Source organism: Liquorilactobacillus ghanensis DSM 18630 (assembly GCF_001435235.1).
In the GTDB taxonomy this organism is placed as follows: domain Bacteria; phylum Bacillota; class Bacilli; order Lactobacillales; family Lactobacillaceae; genus Liquorilactobacillus; species Liquorilactobacillus ghanensis.
Map to the genome: position 1 here is coordinate 36,958 of NZ_AZGB01000022.1, position 14,926 is coordinate 51,883.

The 14,926-nt window shown below is 37.0% G+C and carries 15 protein-coding genes; 14 read left to right on the forward strand and 1 reads right to left on the reverse strand.

The window, feature by feature from the left end; genetic code table 11:
* The first annotated feature begins 1 nt into the window (after window position 1).
* From FC89_RS09370 to FC89_RS09400, 7 genes are all read left to right on the forward strand, one after another.
* A complete protein-coding gene (locus FC89_RS09370; protein WP_057872299.1) occupies window positions 2-448 on the forward strand; it encodes a PTS mannitol transporter subunit IIA in 447 nt (148 codons plus the stop codon).
* Complete coding sequence (locus FC89_RS09375) at window positions 445-1,602, forward strand: mannitol-1-phosphate 5-dehydrogenase (RefSeq protein ID WP_057872300.1); 1,158 nt, start codon at window positions 445-447, stop codon at window positions 1,600-1,602. Before FC89_RS09370 ends, FC89_RS09375 begins: the two co-directional genes overlap by 4 nt.
* 272 nt (window positions 1,603-1,874) lie before the next feature.
* A complete protein-coding gene (gene glmS, locus FC89_RS09380; protein WP_057872301.1) occupies window positions 1,875-3,692 on the forward strand; it encodes a glutamine--fructose-6-phosphate transaminase (isomerizing) in 1,818 nt (605 codons plus the stop codon).
* 177 nt (window positions 3,693-3,869) lie between these two features.
* Window positions 3,870-5,033 (forward strand): cation:proton antiporter, encoded by a 1,164-nt coding sequence (locus FC89_RS09385; protein WP_057872302.1) that lies wholly within the window; start codon window positions 3,870-3,872, stop codon window positions 5,031-5,033.
* A gap of 137 nt (window positions 5,034-5,170) precedes the next feature.
* Window positions 5,171-5,419, forward strand: a complete 249-nt coding sequence (locus FC89_RS09390) for a hypothetical protein (protein ID WP_057872303.1) — start codon at window positions 5,171-5,173, stop codon at window positions 5,417-5,419.
* A 143-nt stretch (window positions 5,420-5,562) separates the two neighbouring features.
* The gene (locus tag FC89_RS09395; RefSeq protein WP_057872304.1) at window positions 5,563-6,969 is read left to right on the forward strand and encodes an MFS transporter; all 1,407 of its coding nucleotides are present in this window, start codon (window positions 5,563-5,565) and stop codon (window positions 6,967-6,969) included.
* 111 nt (window positions 6,970-7,080) lie between these two features.
* A complete protein-coding gene (locus FC89_RS09400) occupies window positions 7,081-8,022 on the forward strand; it encodes an NADP-dependent oxidoreductase (protein ID WP_057872305.1) in 942 nt (313 codons plus the stop codon).
* A gap of 88 nt (window positions 8,023-8,110) precedes the next feature.
* On the opposite strand, the gene FC89_RS09405 is transcribed toward FC89_RS09400, so the two are convergent.
* Window positions 8,111-8,917 carry a lp_1002 family arylesterase gene (locus FC89_RS09405; RefSeq protein WP_057872306.1) on the reverse strand — a complete coding sequence of 269 codons (807 nt, stop codon included), beginning with the start codon at window positions 8,915-8,917 and terminating at the stop codon, window positions 8,111-8,113.
* 253 nt (window positions 8,918-9,170) lie between these two features.
* Here FC89_RS09405 and FC89_RS09410 point away from each other — a divergent pair, with 253 nt between their 5' ends.
* The 7 genes from FC89_RS09410 (at window position 9,171) to licT (ending at window position 14,846) form a co-directional block, all read left to right on the forward strand.
* Window positions 9,171-10,010, forward strand: coding sequence for a YitT family protein (locus tag FC89_RS09410; protein ID WP_057872307.1), 840 nt, complete (start codon window positions 9,171-9,173; stop codon window positions 10,008-10,010).
* A 171-nt stretch (window positions 10,011-10,181) separates the two neighbouring features.
* Complete coding sequence (gene dhaK / locus FC89_RS09415) at window positions 10,182-11,177, forward strand: dihydroxyacetone kinase subunit DhaK (protein ID WP_057872308.1); 996 nt, start codon at window positions 10,182-10,184, stop codon at window positions 11,175-11,177.
* A gap of 27 nt (window positions 11,178-11,204) precedes the next feature.
* On the forward strand, window positions 11,205-11,789 hold the full coding sequence (gene dhaL / locus FC89_RS09420) for a dihydroxyacetone kinase subunit DhaL (RefSeq protein WP_057872309.1): 585 nt from the start codon (window positions 11,205-11,207) through the stop codon (window positions 11,787-11,789).
* Window positions 11,786-12,163 carry a dihydroxyacetone kinase phosphoryl donor subunit DhaM gene (gene dhaM / locus FC89_RS09425; protein ID WP_057872310.1) on the forward strand — a complete coding sequence of 126 codons (378 nt, stop codon included), beginning with the start codon at window positions 11,786-11,788 and terminating at the stop codon, window positions 12,161-12,163. Before dhaL ends, dhaM begins: the two co-directional genes overlap by 4 nt.
* A gap of 137 nt (window positions 12,164-12,300) precedes the next feature.
* Window positions 12,301-12,969 (forward strand): class A sortase, encoded by a 669-nt coding sequence (locus FC89_RS09430; RefSeq protein WP_057872311.1) that lies wholly within the window; start codon window positions 12,301-12,303, stop codon window positions 12,967-12,969.
* Between the two features lie 25 nt (window positions 12,970-12,994).
* Window positions 12,995-13,810, forward strand: coding sequence for a DUF4422 domain-containing protein (locus tag FC89_RS09435; protein WP_162258278.1), 816 nt, complete (start codon window positions 12,995-12,997; stop codon window positions 13,808-13,810).
* Between the two features lie 184 nt (window positions 13,811-13,994).
* Entirely contained in the window at window positions 13,995-14,846 is an 852-nt protein-coding gene (gene licT, locus FC89_RS09440) for a BglG family transcription antiterminator LicT (protein WP_057872313.1), read from the forward strand.
* Window positions 14,847-14,926 lie beyond the last annotated feature (80 nt).

Consider the following 14,926-nt stretch of genomic DNA (forward strand, 5'->3'; position numbering starts at 1 on the left):
AATGAAGTTAGAAAAAGAAATGATTCTTTTAAATCAACAAGTTGCAACCAAAGAGGAGGCAATCAGACTAGCCGGAAAGTTATTAGTTGATAATGGGGTCGTAAAGGATGCTTATATTGACTCTATGTTGGCTAGAAATGCTGATGTTTCAACTTATATGGGAAACTTCATTGCTATCCCTCACGGAACTGAAGAAGGAAAGCAGTATATTGAAAAAACTGGTATCTCAGTGGTTCAGGTACCGATGGGAGTCGACTTCTCTGATAAGGATGGAGAAGAAAACATTGTTACGGTAGTCTTTGGCATTGCTGGATTGAATGGAGAACACTTAAATTTGTTATCACAAATTGCTATTTTTTGCAGTGACGTTAATAACGTTGTTAAGTTGGCTGATGCGCAAACACCAGAAGAAATTATTGATTTATTGAAAGAGGTTGAGCATAAATGAAAGCAGTACATTTTGGAGCAGGTAACATTGGTAGAGGATTTATTGGTGAAACACTAGCTGCCAATAATTTTCAAATTAATTTTGTAGATGTTAATGAAACAATTATTGCTGCATTAAATCAGCGTCATGGCTATGAAATAGAACTAGCTGATGAATCACATAAACGAATTTCTGTTCATAATGTAGCTGGAATCAACAATGGGAAGGATCCTGAAAAAGTGGTCCAGGCAATTGCTACAGCTGATATTGTTACAACGGCAATTGGTCCTAAAATTTTAAAATTTATTGCACCGTTGATTGCAGATGGAATTAAGGCTCGCCAAGCAGAAAATAATTTACAGCCAATTGATGTGATTGCCTGTGAAAATATGATTGGTGGCAGTCAAAATTTGAAAAAAGAAGTTTATAGTCATTTAGCAGCTGCAGATCAAGTATTTGCCGATAAATACATTGGCTTTCCTAATGCGGCAGTTGATCGAATTGTTCCCCAGCAAAAACATGATGATCCGTTATTCGTTTCAGTTGAACCGTTTAAAGAATGGGTTATTGATGAACATCAAATGGCTAATCCCTCTTTGAAATTAACCAGTGTGCATTATGCTCCTGATCTGGAACCTTACATTGAGCGTAAATTATTTTCCGTAAACACTGGTCATGCAACTGTTGCTTATACGGGCAAATATCTCGGTTATTCAGATATTGGTTCAGCAATCGCTGATCCAAAAGTGTTGCAGCAACTGAAACGGGTCCTGAAAGAAACTGGTGATTTGCTGATTGCTAAGTGGAATTTCAAACGTTCCGAGCATGAGGATTACCAACAAAAAATTATCGGTCGTTTTGAGAATAAATATTTGTCTGATGAGATTACTCGTGTCGGTCGGACACCGATCCGTAAGTTAGGTTATGATGAAAGATTTATTCGGCCAATTCGTGAAGCTAAAGATCGTGGCCTAGATTATACGGCCCTATTAGAAACTGTTGGAATGATTTATACTTTTGATGAACCACAAGATACTGAAAGTCAAAAATTAATGCAACTGATTAAGGAAAAGCCAATTCATGAAGTCATTGAAACGACTACCGGCTTAAAAGATGAAACTTTAATTAGCGAAATTGAACAATCTTATCAAAAAGCAGTTGCAAAGCACAAATAATTATAATTGCTGAGAATTGCTTAAAGGCATCTCTGAATGAGAGATGTCTTTTTTAATTGGTATAGAAAAAAAGAATAACCAACATTTTAGACATATCCCTAAATTTGTATATACCAATAAAATGAAATGTTTTTGCAACAATTCCATTGACACCTTTATTTTAAAGGTTTATAGTACAAGAGTGGTTTAAGTTAATTCTTGATTTTGATATAGACCAATACTAATTAAAAATATGTTTTTTAAAATCATTTTATGAAAGGCTGGCAAATTTTATGTGTGGTATAGTTGGTGTAACGGGTAAGGATAATGCAGTTCAAATCTTGTTAAAGGGTTTAAAACGGCTTGAATATCGTGGCTATGATTCAGCTGGTATTTATGTTAACGATCAAGATGGACATGAGTATCTGGTAAAGGAAAAAGGTAGAATTGCTGACTTAGAGGCTGAAATCGGTTCAGATGTTCACGGTTCAACTGGAATTGGTCATACTCGCTGGGCAACTCATGGTGTTCCAAGCAAAGCTAATGCTCATCCGCATGTTTCAGCTGACGGTCGTTACTATTTGGTTCATAATGGGATGATTGGTAATTTTGCTGAATTAAAAAAACAATACTTAAGTGATGTAACTTTTAAGAGTGATACAGATACGGAAGTCATCGTACAATTAATTGCTAAATTTGCCCAAACAGGAATGGCGACTAAGGCAGCTTTTAAGAAAGTGCTAAATCTAATCGATGACAGTTCTTCATATTCATTTTTATTGATTGATAATCAAGAACCAAACACCTTATATGTGGCTAAAAATAAAAGCCCGTTATTAATTGGTGTTGGTGATGGTTTTAATGTTGTCTGCAGTGATGCACTTGCAATGTTGGATCAAACGCATGATTTTATTGAATTGATCGATGGCGAAACAGTGATCGTCAAACCTGACAGTATTTTAATTGAGGATACTGATGGTAAAAGAATTGAGAGGAAGCCATTCCATGTCAGCACTGATGCTTCAGCAGCTGATAAGGGTGCTTATCCGTATTATATGCTAAAGGAAATTGACGAACAGCCTGGTGTTATGCGGACTTTGATTAAACACTATATCAGCGAAGATGGATCGATTAAAATTGATGATAATATTCTGCAAAGTCTGCATCAATCAGATCGAATTTATATCGTTGCGGCTGGAACCAGCTATCATGCCGGTTTAGTTGGTAAAGAATTATTAGAAAAAGTCGCTAAGATTCCAACTGAAGTTCACGTTGCGTCTGAGTTCGGCTATAATCCGCCATTATTAGCGGCAAAACCATTTTTCATCTTTTTGACTCAAAGTGGAGAAACTGCTGATAGTCGTCAGGTTTTAGCTCAAGTAAATGAACAGGGGTATCAAAGCTTAACGATCACCAATGTTGAAAATTCAACTTTATCGCGTGAAGCAACTTATACTTTGCTGTTGTACGCAGGACCAGAAATTGCGGTCGCTTCAACTAAGGCGTACACTGGGCAAATTGCTTTAGAAGCGATTTTAGCTAAGGCATTGGGCGAATTACGTCAGGTTGCAACTGCAGCCGATTTTGATGTTGCTAAGGAATTGACCAAAGTAGCTAATGGTGAACAAGAATTAGTTGATGAAAAAAAGGATATTAAAAAAATTGCAGCAGCTTTATTACCAACGACCCGGAATGCTTTTTATATCGGACGTTCAATCGACTACGATATTGTACAGGAAGCAGCTTTAAAATTAAAAGAAGTTTCTTATATTCAAACAGAAGGTTTTGCTTCTGGTGAGTTAAAACATGGCACAATTTCTTTGATTGAGAAAGGTACACCGGTTTTGGCAGTGATTACTGACAAGCATACAGCTAAACATACTCGTAGTAATGCGCAAGAGGTTATGGCTCGTGGAGCAAATGTTGTCTTTATTGCCAGCCGCTCCTTAGCTAAAGACGGTGATCAGATTGTTTTGCCAGATGTTCATCCGTTACTGACACCATTAGTTGCAATTGTTCCTTGTCAATTGATGGCTTATTATGCTAGTTTGCAACGTGGATATGATGTTGATAAACCGCGTAATTTGGCTAAAAGTGTCACTGTTGAATAATTATAAGTTCGTCTTTTTAAAAAACGCAGCCGATTCAGCTGCGTTTTTTTTATGCCAATTTTATAATTTGTCCAGTGTTGTTTAAAATGTTAAACTTTTATTAAATGGCTTTTTATTTGTTAGCTAATGAATATAAGTTGCGTAATTATATAGCAATCTTTATGAGGAGGGGCAGCAATGGACTTAATTGGTTCATTGGTCATTATTTTAATTTGTACAACGTTATGCGATCATCTTTTTACCCGATCCGGTTTGCCAGGAGTATTGGGGCAATTAATAGCCGGTATTTTGATTGGACCAGCAGTTTTAAACGTTGTTCAACCAACGACCAATTTAGCCGAATTTGCACAAATTGGAGTTATTTTATTGATGTTTATGGCGGGGATTGAAAGCAATTTAAGTCAACTAAAAAAATATTTTAAACCGGCACTGGCTGTTGCAATAGCCGGAGTTATTTTACCGATTGCGGTGATGGGTGGAGCTAGTTTTTTATTTGGTTATCACTTTCAAGAAGCGCTTTTTATTGGAGTGGTTTTTTCAGCGACTTCTGTCAGCATTTCCGTGGTTGTTTTGCGTGAATTCAAACAATTGGAAAGCCGAGAAGGAGCAACTATCCTTGGAGCCGCAGTTGCTGACGATATTATTGGTGTTTTACTGCTAAGTTTGATGATTGCTTTGATCGGCGGAAATGATTCTGCAACGGTGGGAAATGGTAGCGGATTAGCTCGTCAATTGCTTTTTCAAGGGCTCTTTTTTGTTGGTGTCTATTTATTGGTGAAATGGGTTGCTCCTGCAATTATGAACCTGAGTAAAAAATTGCTGGTGCCAACCAGTCGCACAATCTGTGCAATAATCATTTGTTTATCAATGGCATTTTTAGCCGATGAAGTTGGTTTATCTGGAGCAATTGGAGCTTTTTTTGCTGGAATTGCAGTGGGGCAGACATCCGCGCGGAAGGTTGCTGATCAGTATATTGAGCCAATTGGCAATGCCATATTTATTCCAGTCTTTTTTGTCAATATTGGTTTGGAGCTATCATTTAGCAATCTTTTCAGCTCATTGCCATTCATTTTATTAATGACATTGCTAGCGATTTTAACGAAATGGTTCGGTGGTGAATTAGGTGCCAGGCTAACTGGGTTCGATCAAAAAAGTGGTCGGATAGTTGGAACTGGGATGGTTGCTCGCGGAGAAATGGCCTTAATTACTGCTCAAATTGGTTTTTCAGCCCATCTTTTGGCTAAATCACTCTATGTTGATTTGATTTTGGTAATCGTTTTGGCTACTTTAGTTGCACCATTGCTGTTACGTTGGTCATTGAAAGAAAAAAAGACAACTTGAATTATTACGAAGGCGCTTTAATTAAAAAGTAACCATTTTAATAAATAACTAAGAAACTCTTCAATAGTTTTTAAAAATTGACTGTTACAATAATTTTAGAAGCTGAAAAATGAAGCTTCACTAAAGGAGACATCGTAATGAAAAAGCAAAGCTCAATTGTCCCAGTTCGAATTATTGGCATAAAAAAAGCGAAAATTGTTTGTGAAACTGAAGATGATGAAATAATTTTAGTTGAAAAGCCGAAAATGGCAAAGAGAGATCGCAATTTCAGTAAGATTATGGATGATTTACGTCATAGCGGTCTTTGGATTCCGTTTAATCGAAAATTGAAAAAGATTTTAAAATATGATTGGTTAGATGACTCAATGACAAGTCTAGAATTTTAATTGATAATTTAAATAAACTTGAAAAAATTGTTTTAATCATGTTAGCATATACTTAAAGCACCCCCTTGTTGATCGATTTTTGGTCAGTAAGGGGGGATTTTGTGTTTTAATAGTTTTTTACTTTTGGGTTAGGAGTTGTTAACATGGAAGGCACTGATACTTATCGTAAAACGCTGATGATTTTATTGGTTGGCGGTTTTTTATCTCTTTTTAACGAAACAATTTTGAATATTGCTTTAACAGACTTAATGAAAGTGATGCGAGTTTCTGCAACGACTGTTCAATGGTTAGCTACTGGCTATATGCTAGTTGTAGTCATTATGGTTCCCTTATCATCATTTTTATTGCGCAGTTTTTCCATCAAAAAACTATATCTAGGGGCAATGACCGTTTTTTTGATTGGGACTCTGATTTGTTTTACAGCGGGTGACTTTTCAATTTTATTGACCGGCAGAATGATTCAAGCATTGGGAACTGGTTTATTAGCTCCAATTATGATGGCAGCTGCGGTGGCTCAAGCCCCCTTGAATAAACAAGGATTTGTGATGGCGATCTGTACCAGTATCATTTTGGTTGGTCCGTCATTTGGTCCAATTTTTTCAGGAATCATTTTACAATTAACAAGTTGGCGTTTTTTATTTTTATTACTTGCAATTTTGATTGTTCTATGTTTAATTGGTGGGTGGTTGTGGTTAGGCAGTCCTTTGGAATTGACCAATCCGCCAATTGATTTTTGGTCAATTGGGTTGATCGTAGTTGGATTAAGCAGTTTGGTTTATGGAATAAGTATTATTGACAGTCACTCAAGTTGGATAATTAAAATTGGGTTGATATTTATTGGGTTGTGCATATTAGCAGTTTTCTATCAGCGGCAGCTTAAATTAGCTTCACCGTTGCTGAACATTAGAATTTTACGACAGCCCAAGTTTTTAGCAGCGGCCATCCTAGTAATTTTAATGCAAATGGTTCAATTTTCGATGAATGTTTTATTACCGCTGGTTCTTGAAGGTGGACGACAATTAAGTCCGTTAGCGGCAGCATTATTTCTTTTCCCAGCAGCCATTATTTGCGCGCTGGTTACTGTTGGAGCAGGGCGGATTTATGATTTGCATGGTGGAAAATGGTTGATATTAGGTGGATTGTTACTAATGCTGCTCAGCAGCTGTTGGCAAACAACAACCGGATTAAAGACACCGGTAATTGTGATTGGGATTTTAAATTGTCTGTTATATTTCGGTATTGGTTTAGCCTGGTCACCTAACCAAAGTGTTGCTCTTGGATCATTAAATCGTACTGAGCAGACTGATGGAATCGCCATAATCAACACTTTTATTCAATTGGGATCAGCTTTGGGAACACCAACCTTCATTGGCTTGCTGTCGATTGGCGAAAAAACTTCAGCAAATCAATATTTATCAACTCAGCAGGCTTTGTTTAATGGATTCAGCTTGGCTATGAAGGGCGCAGTTGTTATTATTTTGATATGTTTGTTTTTAGCATTGTTTTATTTAAGGACAATTAAAAAGTTAGCAATTAAGCAAGATAAATAATCATAGTTAAATTGACAGCATATTTTTTGCATCTTAAATTCGATATGTTATATTGAATAATATGCTTATTTCAGAGAAGTATTAATTAAATTAAATGGAGGTTTTTAGTTTATGAAAGCAATTGGGTTTTACCAGTACGGTTCGGCAAAAGAATTACAAGAAATTGAATTACCATTGCCTCATCCAGATTCTAAACAAGTAGTCGTTAAGTTAAAAGCAACTTCGATCAATCCGATCGATTGGAAATTGCGTCAGGGATATTTACAACAAATGTTCAAATGGCAATTTCCAATTGTTGTTGGTTGGGATGCAGCAGGAGTAATCACTGAAGTTGGTAGTGAAGTAACTGACTGGCATGTTGGCGATGAGGTTTTAGCTCGTCCAGACACAACTTCTCGAGGTACTTATGCGGAATATACATTAGTTGACCAGAACCTTTTAGCTCATAAACCGCAAAACGTTTCCTTTGAAGCTGCAGCAGCCGTTCCTTTGGCAGGCTTGACTGCTTGGCAGGCCTTGTTTGATTTTGGCAAATTAACAGCTGGTCAAAAGGTTTTGATTCAAGCTGGAGCTGGCGGTGTTGGCAGTTATGCAATCCAGTTTGCTAAACACTTTGGGGCGGAAGTTTGGACAACAGCTAGTGCTAACCATACAGAATTATTGAAGAAATTAGGTGCTGATCAAGTTATTGATTATCATCAGCCAACGGAAGTAGCAAAATTAAAAGACTTTGATTTGATTTTTGATACTTTAGGTGGAAAAAATCAAGTTGCTGCTTTTGCCTGGTTGAAAACTGGTGGTAAACAAATTTCAATTGCTGGTCAAGCTGAAGAAAGTGCTGGATTAGCTGCTAAAAATAACCAAGAGTTCAAGTCGATTTGGTTGCGTCCTGACGGCCAACAACTGCAAAAAATTGCTGATTTAATGGGAGCAGGAATTGTTGAATCACAAATCGGCAAAGTGTTACCGTTCTCTAAGGATGGTTTGATTACGGCGCATGAATTAAGTGAAACTAATCATGCAGAAGGTAAAATAGTAATTACCTTTGATTAAAGAAAATAGTAATTAAAAAAGCCAATAATGGCTTTTTTTATTGGAGTAATAAAAGACTTTGAGTATATCATCTTTTTATTTTAGCTAGTTACAGTAAGATTTGATGTAACCAATTATTAGCTAGTTTGAACCAGCTGGCAACATGTGGATCAAGCATTCGCTGCTCTTGACCAGTTAAGTAATTGGCCAAAGCCATTCCGTGGGGGCCATGAGGATATAAATGGTATTCAACTGGAATATGTTTTTTTTGCAGAGCGGCTACATAGGCGGTTGCATTAGTTGCGGGGACAATATTATCGTCAGCAGTTGCCCAGACAAAAGTTGGTACATTGGCAGCAGTAACATGCTGTTCAGCCGCATAAAAATCGGGTTTGTCGGTCCAAGCAGCTAATGCGGTGGTAGTTTTCGGAAAGCCAAGCGTTGGAGAAATTACCGGGTAACTTAAAATGGCAGCGTTAATAGCAATTGAATCCACTTGGCAACCTGAACTTTTAGCCAACCACCGACTGTGGCAATAATCATTATAAAGTGCCGCTAGATGTCCACCGACTGAAAAACCGGCAATAGCAATTTGGTTTGGCTCAATGAACCAATCAGCCTCATGCTGTCGGATTAAAGCAATTGTTTTAGCTAATTCGATCAGCGGCTGTGGTAAAAGCGGTCGGTGTTCATTTAAAAATGAATAACGCAAATAAAAGCTTTGAAACCCTTGGGCTGCAAAGGCTAGCTGAAGTGTCTCAGCTTGTTCGACCGGAATATGTGTGTAGGAACCACCGGGGATAACAATAATTGCCGGCAAACGCTTTAAACCGGTATGTGGATCGGGTTTCTTGATGATACCTGAAAAATAGGGACCATTAGCAGCTGCAGTCAAAGTTTCTTTTATGATTTGCATTTCTACTACCTCCAATAATTGTTTTCCGTGTCCAAAGTATAACATGTTTAGTTATTTCGAACTGTTACAGATTTAATTTCAATTTGTTAATAATTGCCAAGGATATTATACCTCGATGTTGTTAGTAAGATTTATCTATAAATTACCATTTATAGGCACAAACATGCTTTACAATGATTGTTTTACAATCCATTGTAAAGCCGTTATACTGATAAAGTATTTTATTAGAAAAGAGCGGGGAGAACTTTTTTGAATGTTTAAATCTGAGAATTTAAAAAATCTGTCTTTAATTACTTTGGGCGCAATGATTTATGCAATAGCAATTAATTATTTTTTGATTCCAACTAAATTAGGTGAAGGTGGAGTGACAGGGCTGACAACCATTGCATACTATACTTTAAATGTTCCGCCGTACTTGACTAATTTATTTTTAAATGGACTGCTGCTATTAATTGGATATAAGTTTTTAAACCGACAGACAATCATTCGTTCAATTTGGGCGATTGTCTGGCTCTCAATTTTTTTGAGAATTCCGGTATTTTATACTTATCAAATATCAGAAACAATTATTCCGACATTAGCTGGGGGCTTTTTGACGGGAGTGGCAATGGGACTAATCTTAAATGCTGGTGGCTCAATTGCCGGCAGCACGATTCTTGGGCGGATTTTTAATAAGTATTTTGGAATGAAGATTGGCTCAGCAACACTTTTCTTTGATTTGGTTGTCGCAATTCCTTCAGTTTTTATAATTGGTTTTCAAAATATGCTGCTGACGGTATTGGAGCTTTATATTTCCGCACACTTGACTAATGTCTTTTTGGCACGTTTTGGTTCAAAAAAATCGATCAATATTATTTCAGATCAAACGGATTTGATTGCTGAAAAATTATCTACCGAACTACATCAAGGGGTCACCTTAATTAAAGCGACGGGCTATTATAGCAAAACTGCACGTCCGATTATTTACTTGATCTGTACTTCTAAACAATTAGCTGAGATTATTCCGTTAATTCGAGAAATTGATGCTCAAGCGTTAATTGTAGTCGATAATATTCGCAGTGTCAGAGCAGAAGAGTTGGATCGCTTGCTGTAACCAAAATGATCTTGTATTAAATATTTTTGATAATTTAAAGATACTGTCGCAAATATTGATTTTGCGGCAGTCTTTTTTTTGGAAAACGTTTTAACATTGTAGTAGGCTGTATTTAGAGGTCTATCATAATTACGTAAGGATTAATTTATATAATACGAGGAGTTGTCCACAATGAAAAAGATCATTAATGATCCACAAGATGTTGTTGCTGAGATGGTTGATGGCATGGTAAGAGCTTATCCGCAATATGTTAAACAAATTCCTAAAACTTTTGTGATGGTTCGCAGCGACCAAGCTTCAATGAAAGGAAAAGTAGGAATTGTCAGCGGTGGTGGCAGCGGACATGAACCAACTCATGCGGGTTTTGTCGGTCAAGGAATGTTAAGTGCAGCAGTTGCCGGTCAAGTTTTTACATCACCGACTCCTGACCAGATTTACGCAGCAATTAAAGCAGTTAATACCGGTAAAGGTGTCTTTTTAGTAATAAAAAATTACTCTGGCGATGTGATGAATTTTGATATGGCAAAAGATATGGCTGAAATGGATGATATCCCTGTTAAGTCAATTGTGGTCGATGATGATATTGCGGTTGAAAACAGTCTCTATACCCAAGGAAAGCGCGGTGTAGCTGGAACAGTCTTGATGCACAAAGTTTTAGGAGCGGCAGCTGATCAAGGGGCTTCTTTAGATGATTTGGAGCAATTAGCTAAGAATGTTTTACCACATATTAATACGATTGCGGTGGCTTTAAGTGCAGCTACGGTACCAGAAGTCGGGAAACCGGGATTTGAATTAGCAGATGACGAAATCGAATACGGCGTTGGAATTCATAGTGAACCTGGATACCGACGGGAAAAAATTAAACCATCTAAAGAGTTGGCGGCAGAGTTAACAGCCAAGTTAACGGCCAGCTTAAAATTATCCAGCGATAAAAAATATGCTATTTTGGTTAATGGCATGGGAGCTACACCGTTGATGGAACAGTATATTTTTACCCATGACGTTTTAAACAAGTTGGCAGAAAAATCCATTAAACCGGTCTTTGTTAAGGTTGGCAACTATATGACGTCGCTTGATATGGCGGGAATTTCGCTAACTATTTTTGAATTAGCCAGCGAAAAATGGTTGGATTATTTGAATTACCCAGTCAAAACGATTGCTTGGTAAATAAAAAGTATTTGAGGAGGAGAAGTTATGGAACTGACACTAGAAAATTATTTAGCTTGGATGCAAGATTTTGCGCAAAAAATTGCTGATAAAAAAGATTATCTGAGTGACTTGGACTCTAAGATCGGTGATGGCGATCATGGTAATAATATGGCACGTGGTTTAAAAGCGGTTAGTGAGGCTTTGGCAACTAAACCAGCCGATTTAACTTCGGCATTAAAAGTTACGGCAATGGCTTTAATTAGCAAAGTTGGTGGAGCGGCTGGTCCATTATATGGTACGGCCTTTTTGGAAATGGCCAAGCTCAGTTCAAAAACAGTTGATTTAAGTGAATTGATTACAGCGGCAGCAGCTGGTTTGCAAAAGCGTGGTGGAGCGCAGGCTGGTGATAAAACCATGGTCGATGTTTGGCTGCCAGTCAGGGATAATTTAAAAAATAGTCAACTAACAAGTGAAAAAATTGAACAGGCAGTTAATAGTACTAAACAAATGGAAGCTAAAAAAGGACGTGCTTCTTATCTGGGAGAAAGATCTGTTGGCCATTTGGATCCAGGAGCGGTTTCCAGCGGATATTTATTTGAATCAATGCTGCAGACGGGAGTGATTAAATGAGTTATGGAATTTTAATTGTTTCGCATGTCCCAGAAATAGCTGCCGGAGTACCTAAATTATTGCAGCAGGTTGCTACAGATGTTTCAATTACTGCTGCCGGTGGAACTGATGAACAAGAAATTGGAACTAGTTTGGAAAAAATCAATCAAGCAATTGCAGCTAATCAAGCTGACGAGTTATTAGCTTTTTATGATTTGGGCAGTGCCAGAATGAATTTAGAGATGGCAGCAGAGATGACGACTAAGAAAATCCATCTTTATGATACAGCTTTAGTAGAAAGTTCTTACGTTGCTGCTTCACTGCTTCAAGCTGGAGTCGCTTTAGCAGCTATTGAAAAGCAGTTGGAGCCGCTTAAAATTAAAGGAAATAATTAATTAATAGCCAGTATAATATTCAAGTAATTTAAGACTGTGATAGAATAAAATAAGTTACAGCCTTTTTTGGGGTCTAAATGATGCGAGTAACATTATTAAACAACTACTATTAAATTTGTTGAGGAGTTTACTATCGAATGAAAAGAAACTTGGGACTTAAAGTTTTAGTAATTATTTTGCTGATTGTCGGTTTGGGACTAGTTTTTAATCAGCAAATTGCCAATTTTTTGGTTAAACAAATGTCCAGCAGTGCTCTAACTGAAAAGACAACTAAAACAGTACCTAAAAAGGGAAACTTCAATTTCAAAAAAGTTAAGCAAGCTGACAGTACCGCGATTGCTAAGGAAAGTTTAAATAGTCGGGCAACCGGCATGATTGGCAAAATCAGTTTGCCGGCGGTCGGTTTAAAGCTCCCGATTTTTTATGGTATCAGTAATGCTAATTTGTTGCGCGGAGCCGGAACGATGAAACCCGATCAAAAAATGGGACAAGGAAATTATGCTTTAGCTGGGCACCATATGAATAATCCCAATATTCTTTTTTCACCATTGGCCAAAGCTAAAATCGGTGAACTGGCTTACTTGACAGATGGTAAAAAAGTTTATACTTATCGAATAACGGTGCGCAAAACCATTAGCAAGTATCAAGTTCAAGTAATTGATGATGTTCCCCAGCAAAAATTGCTGACACTGGTTACTTGTGATCCAGTTCCCGGGGTAGCCCGTACGCCGTTGCGAATTTTACTTCAGGGAAAATTGCAGCGAGTAACTTCAATAAACAAGCAGACAAGTAAGATGTTTGAGTAATGCAAATTCGAAAGCAGGTTGTTTTTTGAAAAGCGAAATATATATTATCAGTCATAAGAATTTAAAATTACCGCATAATGAACTGTATTATCCTTTGCAAGTCGGGAAAAAATTTTTTCGTTATTCCGGATATCTGCAAGATGATACCGGTAATAATATTGCTGCCAAAAATCCTCATTATTGCGAGTTGACCGGACAGTATTGGGCCTGGAAGAATCGTTCCGCTGATGTGCAGGGAATCGTTCATTATCGTCGCTTTTTTGCAAATAATTTAGGACGAAATCAAGTGGTTGTCCAGCAACCGTTTAAATTTATTTTAGAAACTTCATTTTTGCAGCAGCTGCTGGATGAACATCAATTGATTTTACCACCCAAACAGACTTTTTTAGAGCCGAATCTGTGGTTGCATTATTGTTTTCAGCATCAAGCTGCTGGAATAAAGGCGGTCCGCTTGGTAATAAAAAATTCATTTCCGACATATCTGGCTGCTTTTGATCAGGTGATGTTTCATCAACGCAGTGCTCATATGTATAATATGCTGATTACTCGCCGAAATTTATTTGCAGCGTACAGCAGTTGGTTATTTGCTGTTTTAGCAGAGACGGAAAAAATACTTGATATTCGGTCATTTTCGGCTTATGAACAGCGGGTATTTGGTTTTTTGAGCGAATTTTTGCTGAATGTTTGGGTCGAAAAAAATAAAATTGATATTGTTGAGATCCCGTTGGTCTTTACCGAACATCGTAATTACTTCAATGAAGCAGTTCAATTTGTGCAACGCAGATTACATCAAAACAAGGCTGAAACTAACTTGTCAATAAAGAGTTCTAAATTTTATTGAAGATATCTAATAGAAAGGGCTTGCATAAAATGAATTTAAGTTGTAATATAAAGTCATTGAAGGATTGTTACCGCTATCTAAGTGGGCAAAACCTGACACAGAATTTTATTAGTTATTTGGTTAGGGCTAATAAACGTTTTTTGTGCTCAGGTTTTTTTATTGCCAGGGTTTGGGGAAGTGATCTATGAAAATCATTAAGATTTTTAATAATAATGTTGTACTGGCCGATCAAAATAATCATCAGATTGTTTTAATTGGTAAAGGACTTGGTTTTCAAAAAAAGCCAGGGATGGATGTTCAAAGTGAAAAAATTGAGCAGGTTTATGCACCAACTGAAGGTAAGTGGTTCAATTTATTTAATGACCTGATCAAAAATATTTCACCAGAATATTTAGAGATAGCAGCACAAATCATTCACTTAGCCGAAACGGAGCTGAAAACCAAGTTTAATGAATATTTGTTGATTTCTTTGATGGATCATATTCATTTTGCGGTTGTTCGGCATCGGCAAAAAATTGATATTCATAATGAGATCTTGTGGGAGGTGAAGCATTATTATCCGACAGAGTTCCAAGTCGGAAAAGCAGCATTGGTAATTATCAAGCAGCGCTTACAAGTTGAATTAACAGATGATGAAGCCGGTTTCATTGCACTTAAATTTGTTGAAAATGGTCTAAATCATCCGCAAAATTATGATACAGTAGCCTTAACCAAAATGATTGGTGATGTAATTCAAATTGTTCAATTTCAGCTTCAAGTTACCTTAGATACTGATTCAATCAGTTATCGCCGCTTCTTAGTTCATCTGCGTTTTTTGGCAGAGCGGATAATCAAGCCGCGTTCTAAAAGTTCATCTAGCAGCGAGGATGACATCTTTTTGTTTGAACATATTAAAAAAAAGTATCCAACTGCTTTTGCCTGTACACAAAAGGTGGTGGACTTTATCGCTGATTCTTTGCACCAGCAATTATCATATAATGAACAAGTTTACTTAACAATTCATGTTCAACGAATTATTAATGAATTAACTAAATAATCAGGGATTGTTACTATTCAATTAGGCAAGACCCAAATATTTTCGTTTGAATGACGACTGTGGCCGTTGTAGCGAAAGTA